General features: G+C 38.7%; 18 protein-coding genes and 2 pseudogenes. 9 read left to right on the top strand and 11 right to left on the bottom strand.

The window, feature by feature from the left end:
• Positions 1-16: 16 nt before the first annotated feature.
• The 3 genes from V7K32_RS04785 to V7K32_RS04775 all read right to left on the bottom strand — a co-directional run bounded on the left by V7K32_RS04785 (position 17) and on the right by V7K32_RS04775 (position 1,785).
• A complete protein-coding gene (locus tag V7K32_RS04785; RefSeq protein ID WP_334990827.1) occupies positions 17-1,036 on the bottom strand; it encodes an aldo/keto reductase in 1,020 nt (339 codons plus the stop codon).
• A 133-nt stretch (positions 1,037-1,169) separates the two neighbouring features.
• Positions 1,170-1,505, bottom strand: a complete 336-nt coding sequence (gene petJ, locus V7K32_RS04780) for a cytochrome c6 PetJ (RefSeq protein WP_334990825.1) — start codon at positions 1,503-1,505, stop codon at positions 1,170-1,172.
• A gap of 55 nt (positions 1,506-1,560) precedes the next feature.
• A complete protein-coding gene (locus V7K32_RS04775) occupies positions 1,561-1,785 on the bottom strand; it encodes a hypothetical protein (protein ID WP_334990823.1) in 225 nt (74 codons plus the stop codon).
• A 191-nt stretch (positions 1,786-1,976) separates the two neighbouring features.
• On the opposite strand from V7K32_RS04775, the gene V7K32_RS04770 reads away from it, so the two are divergent.
• Positions 1,977-2,777, top strand: a complete 801-nt coding sequence (locus V7K32_RS04770; RefSeq protein WP_334990821.1) for a histidine kinase — start codon at positions 1,977-1,979, stop codon at positions 2,775-2,777.
• A gap of 352 nt (positions 2,778-3,129) precedes the next feature.
• Here V7K32_RS04770 and V7K32_RS04765 read toward each other — a convergent pair whose 3' ends face one another.
• The 4 genes from V7K32_RS04765 to V7K32_RS04750 all read right to left on the bottom strand — a co-directional run bounded on the left by V7K32_RS04765 (position 3,130) and on the right by V7K32_RS04750 (position 6,641).
• Entirely contained in the window at positions 3,130-3,321 is a 192-nt protein-coding gene (locus tag V7K32_RS04765) for a YqaE/Pmp3 family membrane protein (protein WP_334990819.1), read from the bottom strand.
• 130 nt (positions 3,322-3,451) lie between these two features.
• On the bottom strand, positions 3,452-3,850 hold the full coding sequence (locus V7K32_RS04760) for a phage holin family protein (protein WP_334990817.1): 399 nt from the start codon (positions 3,848-3,850) through the stop codon (positions 3,452-3,454).
• A 264-nt stretch (positions 3,851-4,114) separates the two neighbouring features.
• Positions 4,115-4,468, bottom strand: coding sequence for a 2Fe-2S iron-sulfur cluster-binding protein (locus tag V7K32_RS04755; protein ID WP_334990815.1), 354 nt, complete (start codon positions 4,466-4,468; stop codon positions 4,115-4,117).
• A gap of 13 nt (positions 4,469-4,481) precedes the next feature.
• Entirely contained in the window at positions 4,482-6,641 is a 2,160-nt protein-coding gene (locus tag V7K32_RS04750) for a Tex family protein (RefSeq protein WP_334990813.1), read from the bottom strand.
• A gap of 358 nt (positions 6,642-6,999) precedes the next feature.
• Between V7K32_RS04750 and V7K32_RS04745 the strand changes: the two genes are divergently transcribed.
• The 7 genes from V7K32_RS04745 (at position 7,000) to V7K32_RS04715 (ending at position 15,497) form a co-directional block, all read left to right on the top strand.
• On the top strand, positions 7,000-7,254 hold the full coding sequence (locus V7K32_RS04745) for a hypothetical protein (protein ID WP_334990811.1): 255 nt from the start codon (positions 7,000-7,002) through the stop codon (positions 7,252-7,254).
• Between the two features lie 1,622 nt (positions 7,255-8,876).
• Positions 8,877-9,290, top strand: a complete 414-nt coding sequence (locus V7K32_RS04740) for an EamA family transporter (RefSeq protein WP_334990809.1) — start codon at positions 8,877-8,879, stop codon at positions 9,288-9,290.
• 2 nt (positions 9,291-9,292) lie between these two features.
• On the top strand, positions 9,293-9,649 hold the full coding sequence (locus V7K32_RS04735; RefSeq protein WP_334990807.1) for an EamA family transporter: 357 nt from the start codon (positions 9,293-9,295) through the stop codon (positions 9,647-9,649).
• Positions 9,650-9,740: 91 nt separating this feature from the next.
• Positions 9,741-11,045, top strand: coding sequence for an NAD(P)/FAD-dependent oxidoreductase (locus V7K32_RS04730; protein ID WP_334990805.1), 1,305 nt, complete (start codon positions 9,741-9,743; stop codon positions 11,043-11,045).
• 39 nt (positions 11,046-11,084) lie between these two features.
• Positions 11,085-11,912 carry a glycosyltransferase family 2 protein gene (locus V7K32_RS04725; protein ID WP_334990803.1) on the top strand — a complete coding sequence of 276 codons (828 nt, stop codon included), beginning with the start codon at positions 11,085-11,087 and terminating at the stop codon, positions 11,910-11,912.
• 477 nt (positions 11,913-12,389) lie between these two features.
• Positions 12,390-13,862 carry a TldD/PmbA family protein gene (locus V7K32_RS04720; RefSeq protein ID WP_334990801.1) on the top strand — a complete coding sequence of 491 codons (1,473 nt, stop codon included), beginning with the start codon at positions 12,390-12,392 and terminating at the stop codon, positions 13,860-13,862.
• Between the two features lie 294 nt (positions 13,863-14,156).
• Positions 14,157-15,497: a TldD/PmbA family protein gene (locus V7K32_RS04715; RefSeq protein ID WP_334990799.1), complete on the top strand. Its 1,341-nt coding sequence runs from the start codon at positions 14,157-14,159 to the stop codon at positions 15,495-15,497.
• Positions 15,498-15,567: 70 nt separating this feature from the next.
• Here V7K32_RS04715 and V7K32_RS04710 read toward each other — a convergent pair whose 3' ends face one another.
• From V7K32_RS04710 to V7K32_RS04695, 4 genes and pseudogenes are all read right to left on the bottom strand, one after another.
• Entirely contained in the window at positions 15,568-16,008 is a 441-nt protein-coding gene (locus tag V7K32_RS04710; protein ID WP_334990798.1) for a pentapeptide repeat-containing protein, read from the bottom strand.
• Between the two features lie 243 nt (positions 16,009-16,251).
• A pseudogene (locus V7K32_RS04705) lies at positions 16,252-16,716 on the bottom strand (Clp protease N-terminal domain-containing protein); the annotation flags it as partial.
• A gap of 141 nt (positions 16,717-16,857) precedes the next feature.
• Positions 16,858-17,103 (bottom strand): annotated as a pseudogene (locus V7K32_RS04700) (ArsR/SmtB family transcription factor); the annotation flags it as partial.
• A 117-nt stretch (positions 17,104-17,220) separates the two neighbouring features.
• On the bottom strand, positions 17,221-18,252 hold the full coding sequence (locus V7K32_RS04695; protein ID WP_334990796.1) for an aspartate carbamoyltransferase catalytic subunit: 1,032 nt from the start codon (positions 18,250-18,252) through the stop codon (positions 17,221-17,223).
• A 400-nt stretch (positions 18,253-18,652) separates the two neighbouring features.
• Between V7K32_RS04695 and V7K32_RS04690 the strand changes: the two genes are divergently transcribed.
• On the top strand, positions 18,653-19,099 hold the full coding sequence (locus V7K32_RS04690; RefSeq protein ID WP_334990794.1) for an arsenate reductase ArsC: 447 nt from the start codon (positions 18,653-18,655) through the stop codon (positions 19,097-19,099).
• Positions 19,100-19,146: the final 47 nt, after the last annotated feature.

The following is a 19,146-nucleotide window of genomic DNA, read 5'->3' as shown; positions in this document are numbered from 1 at the left end:
TCACCTTTTCCCGAAATTATCGCCGATATTCGTCACCACAATCGCCGATGAGTTGGTACAAATCGCGTGATTGGCGAGAGACTGCATTGATGCGATCGCGATCGTCTGCATCTAAACTAAAATTAAATACTTTGGCGTTATCTTCTATATGTTCAGATACACCAAGTTTGGCACCAACTATCACACCTCCCACAGTTGGCTGATCTAAAATATAACGCACTGCTACGTTAGAAATGCTAACACTATGCTTATTAGCAATTTCCTTTAAGATAGCCAGCAACTCTTGAAATAATTGCCAACCACCCCAAGCATCAATCATATTTTTATATTTTTTCAAACTAGCAGTCCAAAGATCAAGTCCTCCCGGTTCCGGTTTCCCCAAATAGTTTTCTGATAACAAACCACCGCACAGTGTACCGTAAGTAAAAAGCTTTATGTCATGCTCTTGACAAAACTGCACCATCTTAACTTCAGGACGGCGGTCAACCAGAGAAAATTGCACTTGATTAGAAACGATTTTGATACCTGCTTCGGTAATAATCTTCAAGTTTTCCGTGTCAAAATTAGTTAAACCTAGATGCTTAATTTTACCTTCAGTTTGAAGTTCTGCCATATATTTGAGAGCATCCAGATAATTTTTATCCTGATATTCCCACCAGTGGAATTGCATCAAATCTAACGATTCCACATTCATCCTTCTCAGGGAAATATCAATATTTTCCTCAACCAATTTTTTGGTCATTTTGCCTGGACGAGGCACCCATTTTGTAAAAGCTTGCACCTGAGATAAAGCATCTTTTCCACGAGTATCAATTAGTTCACAGCGAAACTCACCAATAAAGTCTTCTGCAGGGCCATAATGGTCTGCTAAATCCCAAGTAGTAAACCCTGCATCTAAATATTTGAACATAGTCTCAATAGCAGCACTGGGATTAATACGTCCGTGTGCGCCGGAGACTTGCCACATCCCATTTAAGATGCGGCAGATGTTTAAATCGGGAGTGAATTGGAGACGGCTAGCTGCGGGTAAGTTCATATTCCGTTTAGGAGTGAGAAGAGTTAATAATTAGTGAGTTGAAAAGCGGGTTTCTACAGCCTTCTTAATTTTATTATGAATGATTTACCACTGCTAGACTTAATAACTCACTAAAGTCTTAACTCCTAACTTTCTAACGCCAGTCTTTCTCAGCTTGTTCGAGAACGTAAGCAGCAACATCTTTAATTTGCTGTTCACTGAGCCGATCTTTGTAGGCTGACATATTATTTTTACCATTGGTTACTATAGATGCAACTGCCTCTATTGAATCCATACCATACTTTTTCAGCGCTGACTTTTTGAGATTTTTACCTCGCCTGATGATGTTGCTACCATTGATATGACAACCAGCACAATTAACACTAAATATTTGTTCACCATTAACTGTATCTACTGCCCTAGCAGGGAAAGTAAAAGTACTGATTAATAACAAAAACGTGACTAATACTAATTTGAGTATTTTTTTCAATTAACTTCTCCCGATTGTGACATACTGGTTAGAGGCATAAGTGTGAGAAATAATACTATAGGGATTCAAAGTCAGTTGAAAATCCAGTAAAATTGGCACAATCTTCTTGAAAGGCTTCGGCATCGCTAACATCCTCAATTTTATAGGACATGATGCGCGTCCCATCTGGCATTTTTTTAGAACCAATTAATTCGCCTTGATATTTCTGTGCGATCGCTTTAAAATCAGTACCATACCGCTTCCAGGCATCGCCTGTACAAGTAATATTTACTTGCCACATATTTTTATCTTAATTCCTAGCAACAAATATTAATCATCTCACGAATCGGCAACATCCTACACATCACCTCCTAAAGGTTTTTAGTTTCTATCTAAAGGGAGTGTCGAGTTAGATCGGGCTACGCCATAATGGATATGTAGAAACATTTCTATAAACTTTTATCCCAATTAGTTAAATTTTACGAGTTGAAAATGCCTAACAATATCAAACAACAAATTCAAGCAGACTTACAACAAGCTAAAGAAACTGGACAATTAAGAACTGAGCGGATTCGAGAAATTGTGAAATCCGCAGTTTCTCAAGTATCTTCTGAGTTTAAACAAGGTTCAAGTGAAGTTCGCAATCTTGTTAAAGATGCTGTTTATGCTGTAATTGAAAACTTCCAAGAAAAAGGTAGCGAACTCAAAGATGAAGTGACAGCTTCCATTGAAGGAGCGCTGGAAGGGATTAATAGCAAAAGACACGAAAGCATTGCTAAAACTCAGACAGATATCAAGCGGCTACAGGATCAACTAGATGGTGAAGAAGAACAACTCCAGCAAGAGGTTGATGTAATTTTGGCAGAGATTGAAGAGACAGGTAAAGAAAAACCTGCTAGTACCAAAACTGCAATTGATTCTGCTATCAATGCCCTTAAAGATAGTGAAGAAGCAGGATTGTTAAAGAAACGTTACGCCCAACTGCAAGCGCAGCTAGCCATTGTCCGAGCTAACATAGCTGCACGCTATGGCGGACGTAATATGGAAGTTCAAGATTATCTAGACGAGGCTAAACACTGGTATGATAAAGCTCGTCCTCAAGCAGAATCTATGGCTGTGCAGGTAGAACAGAAGCGATCGCAGCTAGAAGATAAACTGGGTGAAGCTGGTACATCTCTAGCAAGAAAAGAGCGCCAAATCAAACAAACATTGAGAGAGTTACTCTTAACGGCGGCTGACTTGTTCAAAGATAAGGAACCGGCTAATAAAGAGCGGGATACTATTCATAAATAGACTAGACCGCTTTTCACAAAACTCTGATACATATAAATAAAATTTTCGTAGGGACACGGTATTGCTGTGTCCCTACTAATTAGTATAACTATGCTTTCGTTGGGTGCATTATACCAAAGACTAACGCATTGCTTGATAAGCTTAAGAATAACAAACCTTTCTAGGCGCAGAGGCCACGGAGAAATAAATGAGAGTTTGAGAGATATTTTGCGTAAGTCATTTACCCGCTAATTATGCAAGTTAAATTTTGAATAATTTCTAACTTCTAATTCATGGTATAAACTGAAATGGTGCGTTATGGCTAAACCCATAACGCACCATATTTAAGATTGCCTAAAATTCATCTTGCGTATTAGTAAATGTTTCCTTCTCTATTCAGTTGTTCATCATGCTTGGCAATAACCCAAATTGCATGAATACTACCGGGTAGCCAACCTAGAACTGTAAGCAAGATGTTAATAAACAGAGTTGGTCCAACTCCAACTGTGAGGAAAACGCCTAAAGGAGGCACTAAAAAACCTAGAACAAAACGAACTAATTTCATGATTTTACCGGATTTTTGTGAGTTTATTTAATTACATTCTGCTGAATATACCGAATTAGGAAATCCACCTTCGGATATTTTATTTGGAGTAGAGACATAATAAAATTCGCAATTCTACTCCTTTTAATACTTATCTAGAAGGTAATTCACCTTGGGTTTTTACATCACCACTGGCGCTTAAAAGGTTTCTTTCAACAAAGTAGTTGTTAATGAAGGTGTTAGCAAAAGTTAGAATCACTGGCCCAAGAAGGAAACCAATAATTCCGCTAACTGCAAACCCAGGAACTAGCACTGCTGCTAACCAGAAACATAAACCGTTGACGACGAGCGAAAATGCTCCAAATGATAGAAAGTTAAGTGGTAGAGAAAGAGCAGACAAAACTGGTTTAACTGAACCGTTAATTAGACCAATTACTAAAGCCGCAATCATAGCTGCGGGAAAATTGGCAATATTAACGCCAGGAACAACTAAATCAACAATCAACAGACTTAAAGCTGTAGCTAGGGCGGTTAATAATGGTGTTAACATTTTTCTTACCTAATCACTAAAGATTTTTTGTAACTTCTTATCTCATATTCAACTATCTGCTAGGTTTTAACCTCTCTAGCAAGATAGAATTTGCTTCTACCGTTAGGCCGATAATTGAGAAAAATATAGCGGTTACAATACTGCGTAGGTTTTACTTAAAAAAGCAATCCAAGGTAGGTTGACTTTTGTTCCTTAACCCAACCTACCTTGGAGTTTTGTCGGGTTTCACTACCTTCAACCCAACCGATAAATCTTCTTAACCGACTAATATCGCGATCGCTTAGATTTTGCCGACTCAGGCTGATAGTAAAGGGCTGATTTATACAAAACTTGTTCTTGATGGGTTTCTAAAGTGCAATTAGATAAGGGGTAAGTTACACAAGTAACAACATAACCAGCCTGTACTTCACTTGGGCGCAGAAATTTTTGCTCACTTTGATCGACTTCACCGCTAATAAGTTTGGCGACACAAGCAGAACATTCGCCTTGTTTGCACCCAGATGGTAGGCGGATACCTGCTTCTTCTGCCATATCTAAAATATATTGATCGTCTGGTACTGGAATGGTACGATTTAAGCCAAGTGTAGGATTGATGAATTGAACTTGATAAACTGCCATCTGCTGTTTGTAATTATTGTTTAACTGCTTTCATCGACAAACTAATCCGCTTGAGTTTCTCGTTGATTTCTAACACCTGCACTTTGACTACTTGTCCGACTTTGACAACTTTGTTGGGATCGTCTACAAATCTATCAGCAAGTTGGGATATATGTACCAAGCCATCTTGATGTACGCCGATATCAACAAACGCACCGAAGTTAGCGACATTTGTAATCATTCCCTCTAGTTCCATTCCCACCTTTAAGTCTCTGATTTCCTTAATTCCTTCTTTGAAGGTGGCATACTTAAATTCTGCACGGGGATCTCTACCTGGTTTTTCTAGTTCACTGAGGATGTCGCGCAATGTGGGTTCGCCGACGCTATCGGTAACATATTTTTTCAGGTTGGTCTTTTTAAGTTTTTCGGCAATTTGTGTCACCTGATTTAATGGCACATTTAGATCGGATGCGATCGCTTCTACTACAGAATAACTTTCTGGATGTACTGCTGTATTATCCAATGGGTTGTCACCGCCGCGAATCCGCAGAAAACCCGCCGCTTGTTCAAAAGCCTTCGGCCCCAGCTTCGCAACTTTCAATAGTTGTCGGCGATTTTTAAAGGCTCCATTCTGGTTACGATAGGCGACAATGTTATTGGCAACACTTGCCGTAATCCCAGAGACAGAAGTCAGAAGTTCTTTGGAGGCCATGTTCAAGTCTACGCCGACGAAGTTAACGCAGCTTTCTACAGTCTCATCCAATTTCTTTTTCAGCAACTTCTGATCGACATCGTGCTGATATTGTCCCACACCAATAGATTTAGGATCGATTTTCACCAGTTCCGCCAGAGGGTCTTGCAAACGCCGGCCGATGCTAATTGCACCGCGCACGGTAATATCTAAATCGGGAAACTCTTCTAGCGCTACAGTACTCGCAGAATATATAGATGCGCCAGACTCATTCACCATCACCTTAACTGGTTTGCGTTCCATAGTTTCTAAAACTTGCGTGACAAATTCTTCTGTCTCGCGGGACGCTGTACCGTTACCGATGGCGATTAACTCAATTTTGTACTTTTCAATCAGATTTTTGACAGTTTGTGCAGCCTTGAGTCGTTGTTCAGCCGCTTGATGGGGAAAAACCGCTTGGTATTCCAAAAATTTCCCAGTTTGGTTCAGAACAGCAACTTTACACCCAGTTCTAAATCCGGGGTCTATCGCCAAGGTTGGTTTCATCCCGGCTGGTGCAGATAGCAGCAACTCCCGCAGATTAGTTTCAAATGTCTTGATTGATTCTATATCTGCAAAAACTTTTATCTCAGAAATAACCTCCCCCATAAGAGAGATTTTCATTAAACGGTTGAATGCATCCTTCAACATCGCCTGATAAAAATCCCGAATTGTCCGAACTTTGGTTTTAATTTCTTGCGACTCAAGATAGTAAAGTACCGTATCCTCATCGAAAGCAATTTCAAAGCTTAATACTTTCTCCGTTTCACCCCGACACAACGCCAGCATATTGTGGGGTGCAATATTTTTTACCCTAATTTGATAGTTACGGTACATCTCAAATTTGGTTGTACCTTCGGGATAATCATCTTTGATGCGAGAGACAAATACCCCTTCTTCTAAAAGATAATCACGGATATATGACCGTAATTCAGCTTTTTCAGCCACTTCTTCCGCTAAAATATCAGCAGCACCTTTAAGCGCTTCTTCTGCTGTTTTTACTCCCTTGGCTTCAGAAATATACTTAGCCGCTTCTTCTTCTAGGGAAGCCGTTATAGCATTTTTGACATTTAATGACTTGATGAATTCCGCCAGTGGTTCGAGTCCTTTTTCTCTGGCGATAGTGGCGCGGGTGCGTCGTTTTGGGCGATAGGGTAAATATAAATCCTCAAGTTCGGTTTTTTGTAAGCAGGATGAGATTTTGGCTTTGAGTTCATCTGTGAGTTTACCTTGTTGAGCGATCGCACTTAAAATCACAGATTTTCGTTCTTCCAGTTCTGTTAAATAAGTATATCTATCAGCCAGTTCGCGTAGTTGCACTTCATTCATCTCATCCGTGCGCTCTTTTCGATAACGTGCAATAAAAGGAATTGTTGCACCCTCCGCCAAAAGGGAGAGCGCGTTTTGCACCTGATGGGGTAAGAGATTTATTTCTGTTGCCAATAATTGAGGAATGTTCAGCATTAGGTATCTAAAATGAAAAAATGAAAATGCTACTTCTAAAGGTAATATGCTAGATCCAGATCCTGGCACAAGGCCAAAGTTTTAAGCTAATTTACCAGATGATTGCTCGCAAAAGTGGAATTGGCAAAATAGACAAAACCCACCTACGCAAGTTTTAAACCCTTCCAATCTGCGTGGTTAAACGAGAGTTTGTATAGCATAGCGCAGCTATTCTGAGTCGGGACACTCACAGAACGAATATTTATTTCTATCGACTGTTGTAGCTAATACCTTATTGAAGCTAAGATCAACCATAATTCCAAACACAATTTCAATTTGTTTCATAGATACAACAACTTTTACTTCATAGGTTAGTAAAATGCCTTTGTTTTTCTTGATACCACTGTGTACGGCTTTAGCCACTGGCTACTTATTTAAAAAGAGTAGTGATGAAATTGCATATATTGCAGATGTATTTGCCGCTATTAGCTTGATTTTAAGCTTAGTATTAGCACCCTGGCAGATTCAGTTTGGATTGTTAATCATTGTCTTAATTATTACTAACAGACTATTGCAGGAAAATGAGTCCAAACAAACTGAAGTTATAGGAAAACAATTTAGAGAAACTAAATAAGACCAACTACTACAAACTAATTTGTTCTCAACTTTTAAGTTCTGAAAATCATAAGCCAGCTAAGAGAATTCAGAAATAAAGACTTCCGGCTTACTTAGTGTATAAGTGAACTTTTAACTAAATTAGTTTTATTTTCATGGATAAATAAAAAACGATTCAGACTATCGCCTAGCATCTATTGTTTTTGATAAAAATAGTATGTTTTTATACTTACAAAACTGGACTTTGCACTGTTGCTCTTTCAATTCTGCTTACTGAAACTCTTAACTTTGCACTTTTAAAATCTGATACTAAATCGCTATTTCTGCAAGTTTATTAGCCAGAATGTAGTAAATCAATGTAAAAATTCTTAAAAATAAATATTCATCGAGAGGAAACTGTAGATTTTATAAAGTTTTTGTTTAAGTATATTTTCCTAAAATGAATTTTTGATGAAGTATTGCGATAAAATTGCAACATTGTTTTATCGTGGTATTCTAGTAAGTAATTATATGTAAAAAGAAATTTTGAGATAAAGCTCTAGTTGAAATTACATATAGTTAAGGTCAATCAAATAATACTAAGACTAAGATAATGTAAAAATATCTCAAATCCACTTAACTCAACCTAAGTAAGCTGCAAGTTGATCGCCAAACGCTAGTTTACATTCGCCTTTACGGTCGTAAAAAACTCCATTTTGACATTCACTAAAATTCCCTAGAAACCTAACTTTCAAGCACATTACTGTAAAGTTATCTATCGATGCTTCCCGCTTTTAGGCAGATTTATCTCAACCATTGTGTTCCTATGTCCTAAACAATTACGTATATATACTAGATTTGAGTACAAATCTTTATGAATCGGCTTACTTTCCAGCCGAAGTTAAATAGATGTATGTGAGTCTGGATAAATTCTATGGCATGTCAGAAAACTAACAAACACTTGCTGGAGACAACTTAAGAACATTTATCAATCTAGCTTAGTTTTAATGGACAAGTTAATCGCTTGAGAAGTTGAGTAGTGTCTTCAACAAGATTTCTACAGCAGGATACAACTGATGAAAGTTAATCAATGGATTAATCAAAAATTCTGGAAATCCATTATTATTCGCTTAACTCCATCTATTGAACATGCGGGCTAAATCCGAGTTCAGCATAAGCGATGTCTCACTGCTAAATGTCCACAAATTTGTGGCATAACACTCAAACTGCCTTATATATGCATCCACTATGACATAGATATAGATATTGCGATCGCACTAAAACTAGTCTGGAAGCATAAGTGGCTGATACAGAAGACATCTGCAATTCACAATTGGGCAAAACCTAAATTGATTGTGCCAATTGTCAAGCAAGTAAACTGTTATGTCTCCAAGTGTAACCTAGTCTACTGCGATAATATTGGGCCATGATACAGCAACCATCCCACAAGCTGCATAGTATTTAGTTGCTAACTCTTGGACATCAGCATCGACGATAATTTTGATATCAGTCACTTCAATATAGCCTTACTAATTTTGTTGTCTATTGATTGAAGTAAAAGTTGAATTGCACAGAAGGTGTGACCCCAATCCGAAACTTTCAAAACGATGGGCTGTTTCCTGTCCCGTTCATACCTACTATCTCGATTGAGGTAAATGTACTATGAAATCTATTTCGCAAACTTCAAACGTTAAAATAATTCCTTATATTATCTTGTTTGTCAGTATTTTATTTAGTATTTCTGGACAATTGCTGATGAAGCATACCATGAGTCATACAAATGAGGGACTATTAAATTGGGTATTTATTCAACAATTAGTATTAGCTATTAGTGTTTATTGCTTGGGAGTAGTTAATTGGATATTGGCTCTACGATCTGTAAAATTAAGTATTGCTTATCCTTTGACTAGTTTAAATTATGTTGGGATACTTTTCGGGTCACACTACTTTTTTAATGAAGAGATTACCCTAACTAGAATAGCAGGAGTAATCACAATTTTTTTGGGTGTTCTTTTAGTGGTTATTCCTCTGAAAAAATCTACATCAATTTATAGTAAATCTCATCAGGAAGATTAAAAATGAACATCATTACTTCGCTAGTTTTAATGCTTGTGGTTTTATTTGGAACAACAGCTAACCTATCACTCAAGTATGGACTTCACATTTCTAGCCAAACTAAAGGAGCAAGCGCATCTATCCAAAATCTGCTATCATCTCGTTATTTTTGGATTTGGTTTATCTGCTATGCATTTATGACTATATTGTGGCTTTATGTATTGCGGACAATTCCTCTGAGCCAAGCATTTCCAGTTCTAGGATTAATGTATGCATTTGTACCAATTGCTTCTCACTATCTTTTAAAAGAGCAAGTTGTATTTAGCCAGTGGGTAGGAATTTCCATTATCATAACTGGTGTAGTTCTGGTTGTACATTAATAGCTAAAGGGGTAGACAGCAAAGCTACTAATATTACAATTATTTGAAAATAAATCTCAAAAGCATCCCTAGAAAAATATAAATTAAATTTATGAATATAGGTATCATTGGCGGAGGTATAACTGGGCTAGTATTAGCGCAACGTCTTTCAAATCAAGGACATAAAGTAACTGTATTCGACAGTAATAAGCAGCTTGGTGGACTTACCACTTATCATGATTATGGGTTGTTTACCTGGGATCGTTTTTATCACGTTATCCTCCCTTCTGATACTCATTTAATAAATTTTATCAGAGATATTGGACTTGTAGATAAACTGCGCTGGCATCGTAGTTTAACAGGTTTCTACGATAATCAAAAATTTTATTCTATCAGTAACTCTATCGAATTTCTCCGCTTTCCTTTATTTGGACTTATAGGTAAAGTCAGATTAGCTTTTACTCTATTGTATGGTTCACGCCTTAATAACTGGCGGCGCTTAGAGAAGATATTAGTTGAAGATTGGCTATTGAAACTCGGTGGTAAAAGCACATACGAAAAACTCTGGAAACCCTTACTTCTATCCAAATTAGGAGAGAACTATAAGCGAATATCGGCAGTTTTTATCTGGGCTTATATCAAACGGTTATTTTCAGCGCGGGATTCTTCATTAAATAAAGAACAACTTGGTTATGTCTCAGGCGGTTACAAAACTGTTTTTGACCATATAGAAAAACTAATTTACGCGGCTGGAGGTCATATCCACACAGGTGTTGCGGTGGAATATATCGCACCTCATGCAAAGGGTGGAATGTGGGTAGAATATCAAGGCAAAAAGGAACATTTTGATAAAGTCATTTTTACTGGGCCAGTTAATATTTTGCAACAGGTTGCTGCTAAAGAACTAGTGAAAGTTTCAGACACAACTGAAATAGTAGAATACCTGGGCGTAATCTGTATGGTACTTATTACGCGCAAGGCTTTAATTCCTTATTACGTAGTAAATATTGCCGATAGAAATGTTCCTTTTACTGGCGTCATCGGTATGAGTAACCTAGTTTCTTTGCAAGAAACAGCAGGGTATCATATCACATTTCTACCAAAATATATCCTTTCCACTGACCCGTTGTTAAAACAGCCAGATGATGAATTGCGCCAAGTATTTTTCCAGGGTATACGTTTGATGTTCCCAGAACTCAAAGCAGATGATATTGTTGCAGCACACATTAATCGAGCTATTAAAGTACAGCCGCTACAAGTTTTAAATTATTCAAGCCTTGTTCCAAAAGTGAGTACTGAAAACGATGATTTTTTCGTTGTCAATACCTCGCAGTTGGTCAATGATAGCGTCAATAACAACGCAGTCGTCCGACAGGTCGATGAATTTCTCAAGAAATCAACATTACTGAATTCTTGAAATCTGAGAATGATATTTTGAAAATCACACGAGGTACTTATGAGTATTTTTGTTCTTTTACCCGCATACAACGAGCAAGAATCAATTCGCCCTTTGTTCAAAAAGTTTCAGACATTGGAGCAAATATCTAATCTGGATATCCGGCTGATTCTTGTTGATGATGGTAGCAGGGATGCAACTTCTCAGACTGCAATAGAAGAATCTCAATCGCTGGGGATATCATTAAAATTAGTCCAACATCCCAAAAATGCTGGTTTAGGTCAAGCAATTAAAACAGGTTTCACAACTTTCTTAGAAATTTCTAAAGAAGGCGATTTTTTGGCGGCGATGGATTGCGACAACACTCAACCACCAGAACTATTAATCAAGATGTATGAGACGATGATAGCTGGTAGCTATGATATTGCGATCGCATCTAGATATCGAAAAGGCTCTAAAGTTATAGGCTTATCAACATTTAGAGAGATAATGAGTTACGGAGCAAGCTGGCTTTTTAGAATTGCAGCCCGTGTACCAGGTGTAAGAGACTACACTTGCGGCTACAGACTCTATAACCGGACTTTTGTCAATAAACTAGATATGTATTATGGCGAGAATTTATTCACTGAAAGTGGATTTGCTTGCATGATAGATTTACTGCTGAAAGCCAAACCGCTCAAACCAAAAATCGTAGAAATTCCTATGGTTTTGAGATATGACGAAAAGCCGAGTGCCAGCAAAATGAAAATTATTAAAACCATTACTCGAACTTTAAAGCTATTGTTTAAGAATTTAACATCGCCAGCGCCAACTACTGCTAATTTAAGTCAGACTTTCAATCAGCAAGAAACAGCGAGAATTCCACTGAAAATAACAAATCGTAAATAAACCTGAGAAGCAATAGGCTCTCACCAAGAATTAACTGGATGAGAAATAGTAATTTATCAATGGTATCATTCTAGGGACGAGCAAGGCAGAAATCAAAAATAAGTTTGATTAAATTGTTGCTTTTACCAATATATGTGGATATTGTTTTCTATACTTTAAAAAATTGGAAGACTGTCTAAGACTGCCTTCCAATTTTTTATGTATGAATATTTTCACTTTTTGGTTTGCTCATTCTCTGTGAAAGTCTATTATATCTCGAATCTATGTGAAGTGCGTAGTTTACCGCCGTAGGCATCGCTCTCCAAAGGGCGTTAGTTAAATATTTCACTCACGCTTAACCAGAGGGAAGTAAATTTCCAAGGTGAGGAAACCCCTACTACTTAATTGCCGACTCTGACTTTCACTGATTTGTTAGACTGAACACACCGGGATTTTATCAGTCAAATCTCTGAACTACGCCAGCAGACGAGGCTACCCATGCTTACAAGTACGCTACTTCTCTCGAATCAACTTCCCACCCTGCAATATTCCTCCACACCAGAGCGTTTCGATGAAACCTGGGAAGCCCCCCTGGCTACCCTCCTGGGACTAGGACGCGCCGCAGGTGCTGACTTCATCGAATTATTTTTAGAGCGTCGTAACTATATTAGTTGTCTTGCAGAAGACGACTCCATCACCAGTATTTCACCCAGTCTGTCTACAGGCGCGGGAGTCAGAGTATTTCGCGGCAAAGCTGATTGCTACGTCAGCACCAATGACCTTTCGTTTTCCGGTTTGAAAGCAGCTTTAGAAAAAGGTCTTTCTATCCTGGGATTGCAACTACCCACTCCTAAAGCTTTCATCCCAGAAATCAACCTAGAATTATTGAGAGATTACGCCACCAAAAGAGGTAAAGATGCTTGGCTACCAGTGTGTAGCTCAATCCGAGAAATGGGAGAAGTCCTCCTTGATAGTACTGCCCACCTGAAGCAAAAAGCTAGCCACGTCCAATCGCGCCGTGCTACCTATTTCCGGGATTGGCAAGAAGTTTTAATCGCCGCCAGTGACGGCACTTTTGCCCGTGACATTCGCCTCACCCAGTCAGTAGGATTTAACCTGTTGTGTGCTGATGGTGCTAATCGTGCTTCCATTGGTGAACGCGCTGGTAACACCAGCGATGCCAACTTCTTGAGGACTTGGGATTCTCAACAAGCCGCCGAAAAAATAGCAGAATCTGCTGGCAAAATGCTCTACGCCGATTACGTAGAATCTGGTACTTACCCGATTATTATGGCCAATCACTTTGGCGGCGTAATTTTCCACGAAGCTTGCGGACACCTGTTAGAAACCACTCAAATTGAACGCAATACCACACCCTTTGCTGACAAAAAAGGCGAAAAAATTGCCCACGAAAGTTTGACAGCCTGGGATGAAGGGCGGTCTGAAAATGCCTTCGGGACAATTGACATGGATGACGAAGGTATGCCCGCTCAAAGAACCCTATTAATTGAAAAAGGCGTTCTCAAAAACTTCTTAGCAGATAGAACAGGTTCTGCACGCACCGGACACCCCAGAACTGGAAGTGGACGCCGCCAAAATTATACCTTTGCTGCTGCTAGCCGGATGCGTAATACTTATATTGATTCTGGCGAATATAGCATTGATGATTTATTTACCTCTGTTGATAAAGGTATTTACTGTAAAAAGATGGGTGGCGGAAGCGTTGGTGCTACAGGCCAATTTAACTTTAGTGTTGATGAAGCTTATTTGATTGAAAATGGCAAAATCACCAAACCGCTAAAGGGAGCAATTCTAATTGGTGAAGCTAAGGAAATTATGAATAAAATTTCTATGTGTTCCCAAGATTTGGAAATTGCACCAGGTTTTTGTGGTTCTGTCAGTGGCAGTATTTACACCACAGTAGGACAACCCCATATCAAGGTTGATTCTATTACTGTTGGTGGACGATAAAAATTTTAGATTTTAGATTTTGGATTTTGGATTGTGAATTAGTAGGAGTTTAACGCTAGAACAAAGTAAGTCAAACGCTTTACTGATTAGAGCTTCTTATTGAATCTGGATTAATGACAGCAGAAAAAGTAAAAAGCCTAATGCAAGAAGCTACCGAAATTCTAGCTATATCTGTTGCGTCAATAAAACCTCTACGAGAAAAATATAAGTCATAACATCCAAGATTCAAAATCTAATATCAAAAATAAAATCGTTCCCAATCCAAAATCTAAAATTCAAAATCTAAAATTGACTATGCCAAATATTAATGAGATTGCAAATTCTGCCAAGGACAATGCTGGTAAGCTTGGTATTAAGAAATTCGACATTTATGGCTCAACAGTAGATGATACTAGCGTCCAAGTAGACCAAGGTGAGCCAAAACAAGTCAAAGCTTCAAATCGCTCTGGTGTTACTGTTCGTGTCTGGAATGAAGATAATACAATGGGTGTCACCAGCACCACAGATGTAGACCCTAAAGGACTGGAATTAGCTTTGAAAACTGCCTACGAAGCCAGTTTTTTTGGTGTTAAAGAAAATGTTCCTGATTTTAGTCCAGAAGCTACTGCTCCGATTGCAAATAAACCCCAAGATAAGACACCCCAAGCACCTGTTGCTGAACTCATAGAAAGATTGTTGGTAGCTGAAAAAGAATTACTAGCAGCTCATCCAGCAATTAAAGGTGTCCCTTATAATGGGTTATCGCAAAGAGATATTGACAGATTTTATCTCAATAGCGACGGTGCAGTGAGAACTGAATCTCATTCCTTAGCATCAGTTTATCTTTACAGCAAAACTGAAGAAGAAGGAAAAAAACCTCGCAGTGCAGGTGCTTTTAGAATCAACCATAGTTTAGATAATCTAGACATCAATGGTTGCATCAAAGAAACCGCAGATAAAACTATCAGTCACTTGAATTATGAAAAAATCAAAACTGGTAAATATCGGGTTGTTTTTTCACCGGAAGCTTTTTTAAGTCTGTTGGGTGGTTTTTCTAACTTATTCAACGCTCAAAGTATTTTGGATAATCAAAGCTTATCTACTGCTGATGATTTAGGTAAGGAAATTGCTTCTCCTTTACTTTCAGTTTTTGATGATGCACTTCACCCAGCTAACGTAGGCGCAGAAAGTTTTGATGGTGAAGGAACTCCTACTCGTCAAGTTTCACTGATTGAAAATGGTGTTTTAAAAAGCTTTCTCCACAGTGCAGGTACTGCAAAAAGGTTCAATACCCAGCCAACAGGTAATGCCAATATTGGTGCCAAAGTCAGCGTTAGCCCCAATTTTTATCACGTTTTTTCAACAGGAACTCATGAAGAAGAGTTGAGTTTAGAAACTGCTGAAAATGTGATTTTTATTGATGATTTACAAGCTCTCCATGCTGGAGTTAAAGCTTTGCAAGGTTCGTTTTCTTTGCCCTTTGATGGTTGGCTAGTTAATAAGGGTGTCAAGACGAGTATTGAGTCAGCAACTGTTGCTGGCGATTTCTTGGAAGTGCTGAAGTCAATTATTTATGTAGAAAAAGAGCCAGAGTTAACACCAGGGGGAGTTTGCCCAAAAATCTGGGTTAATGAACTGTCGATTACTGGTGAGTAAAAGTTAAAAAGCAGAGAGTTAGGAGTTGAATATAACTCTTAACTCATCAATTTGAAATCATTATTCACCATTAGTATTCACCACCAATGCTAATGGCAGTATTAAATACATCAGCACCGCTTAAATCAATATTAGCCATAACAGCGCCATTTACGTCACTATTATATAAACGGGAATTACTCAAATTAACGTTGGTGAGATTAGCGTTATTTAAGATAGTATCGCTGACAAATGCTTTTGTGAGATTAGCAGACTTCAAATTTGCACCAGTTAAATCAGCACCTTCTAAATTAGCACCTTCTAAGTTAGCCCCTTTTAAATTTGCATTTCTGAGGTCAACACCTATTAGGTGAGCGCCTTTGAGGTTAGCTCCTGTTAAATTACATCCAGAACATTCTCTAGTTTCGAGCAAGCGCCGGACAGGGGCGGAGTTTTCTGCTTTGACGGAAAGGGGAGCAGCTAGAGATAGCGTGCTGAGTAAGGCTGCTGCCGTCAAAAAAATTCGTTTCATATTTACCTCCGACACTTCTAGAAGTCATTAAATTTTTGAACTTCTAAGATACCAGTGTGCCAAGATTACAGAATTCTGTACTCATGCGATCGGAGGAATATATAATTTCTAGGAGACTAGGTATTTTTCTGGCACCTAGTCCGATAGGACTAAAGTTAAAAGATTGTTAGTAATAATTTTAGGTATATAGAGACGCAATATTTTGCCTCTCTACTCAGGTGAAAACCTCTGATTATCTGAATTCAAAGCTTTTCGCAGTCGTTGTTCTAAAGAAACCACGTCTACCCCAAGATTTTGCAGAATCTTAATTGCTACTCCCTCTCCTCTACCTGTTGCACTTTCGCAGAGAATACCTAACAGTAGATGCTCTGTGTCAACGTAGTTAACACCAAGTTGTCGAGATTGTTCTACCGATAATTCTAATACCTGCTTGGCTCTGGGCGTGAAGGGTATATCTAAAGGTGTATTGCCCTTACCTCTGCCGATAATTTTTTCTACTTCTATCTGTGCATTTTCTAAATTTACCCCCACAGAGGTAAGAAACTGCGATTCCAAGCTGCTACCTTCACCAAGCAATCCCAGTAAAATCTGTTCTGTACCAATATATTGGTGTCCTAAGCGGCGAGATTCACCTTGAGCTATAGAGATGGCTGTAACAGCTTTTTGAGTGAATCTCTCAAAACCTCTAAGGTGAAATCTGGGAGACATAAACCCAAAAAGTTGATCAAAAATAGACTCAAAAAATCTTTCAAACATAAACCCTTCCTGTGTTGATGTATTGTTAATTGGCTCTATAATGCGATCGTATTTATTTTTACCTGTAGTTAAAAAAGACAGCAAATTCTCCATTGTCTCAGCATTCGCTGAGTACCACAGAAATTGCTTTTCTCTTTGGCTATTAACTAACTCCTCAATCCGTAGCTTTTCCAAGTGGTGTGATAGCGTTGAGTTCGGAATGTTTAGCTTTTCTTGAATTTCTCCCACTGTCATCCCGTCTGGATAAGCCGCAAACAGCAGCCGCATGATTTCCAGACGAGGCTCTGAACCCAGTGCTGCAAAAATATCTGCATACCTGGCTGTTTCTTTATTAACCATATTTCTAGAATAATCGAAATAAATAATTTGTCAACAAAAGCATCACAGCTTAGAGACTTGCTTTGCCTGAGTTACTCTTGTTTTATTTTGGCTTTTGTACTCACCCAAGGATAGCAATTAAGCCTTGCCGCTACCTAATAAGTACAGCAGAGCCATACGAACGGCGATACCGCTAGTAACTTGCGATTGAATAAGACTAAATTCTGGGTCATCCATTAATTCAGAACTAATTTCAACACCCCGATTAACTGGGCCTGGATGCAGAACTTTTACATTAGGTTTACAAAGTTGCAACTTTGTGCGTGTAATGCCAAACAGTTGATGATATTCTCGCAAACTTGGCAGCAAATGAGCCGTCATGCGTTCCTTTTGGAGGCGTAGAGTCATTACAAAATCGGCATTTTGTAATGCTGGTTCTAGCTGCCAGTGGAGAAATAGTTGGGGAGTGGGGAGTGGGGAGATAATAAACTGCTGATTCTTGACTGCTGCCTCTTCCAAGATATACCCGGCAAATAATTTGGGTAATAGGGTGGGTGGGGCTGCTAGATGCACTTCGGCACCACTGGCGATTAAACTCCAGATATTCGATCGCGCCACGCGAGAATGGAGAATATCCCCAACAATGGCAATCTTTTTACCCTTTAAAAGCTCTAGTCGAGGACTGGCTGGGTCAATTAGAGTGCAAATGGTAAATAAATCTAGCAGTGCTTGGGAAGGATGCTCATGTTGACCATCACCAGCATTGAGGACGCTAACTCGTACACCTAAACGATCCATCTCAGATGCGATCGCATTCGGTACTCCTGCCTCTCGATGGCGGACTACCATAATATCAGTTCCCATTGCCAAATAGGTTTTCGCCGTGTCAAGAATTGTTTCTCCCTTTGTCATAGAAGATGTGGCTGCGGCGAAGTTCAGCGTATCTGCACTTAAGCGTTTCGCCGCGAGTTCAAAACTGCTGCGGGTGCGGGTAGACGATTCAAAAAATAAATTCGCCACCACCTGTCCCTGCAAAGTTGGTACTTTCTTCGTCCGCCGCGATAGCACCTCTTGAAAACTGGCAGCAGTTTGCAAAACTGTATTATATTCAGCCGCCGTGAAGTCAGCTAGGGAAAGAATGTGATGACGATTCCAGGTAGTAGTAGGCATAAATAGCAATCAGTTTCCTGCATAGAGATATGAGCGTAGACGCATTCGCAAAGCGTCTCGTAGAGAAGCGGCTTGTCGTCAGACATTGCGCCTCTACAGTTTTTTAATTTACATATGCAGAAAAAATGATACCACCTGTCTTTTATTAAATTAGCTACCTGTTCTGATACATTTACGCGACACGGTTTGATTTTGCTTGTTTTATAAATCCATTAGTGTGCTGCTCGGTCTTCTAAGTTGAAAAAGAAAAATAATTAGTATATTTTAAGGATTAAAAAAAATATTTTCAGGTTAATAAAATTTAATTAAAGACTTATTGTAGTATTTTCCCTGAAGCCTGCTTATTTTTTTTAAGCTAAAGTTTTGGGAAATATTATGTTTTTGTATGGAAAATCTAAGTATGGAAAAACCACTGCTTTTAATTCTTTGTACAGGTAATTCTTGCCGGAGTCAAATGGCAGAGGGGTTTTTAAAAGAGTTAGCTGATGATTTATTAACAACACAGAGTGCAGGAATGAACCCAGCTGCAAAAGTTCATCCTTTGGCAGTTAAAGTCATGGAAGAAATCGGTATAGATATTTCCCAAACCTCTTGTAAGCATCTCAACCTGTTTTTAGACAAAAAAATTGATACTGTAATTACAGTATGTGATCATGCGGATCAAAGTTGTCCTTCCTTACCTTCTGCTATTAAGCGCCATCACTTCAGCTTTCCTGACCCAGCAGAAGCAACAGGTACTGAAGCAGAAAAGCTACAAATATTCCGAAAAATTCGTGATGATATAAGCAAGCTACTGTTGGCATATAGAACCCATTTGACATCTAAGAAGGTGCAGCAAGCCTCTTAACCATCAACCGAATAAAACAAAGATTAACCTTGGCAGTCGCATTAGCT

This window comes from Nostoc sp., assembly GCF_036917635.1.
Classification (GTDB): Bacteria; Cyanobacteriota; Cyanobacteriia; order Cyanobacteriales; family Nostocaceae; genus Nostoc.
This window is presented reverse-complemented; position numbering and strand designations above follow the sequence as displayed.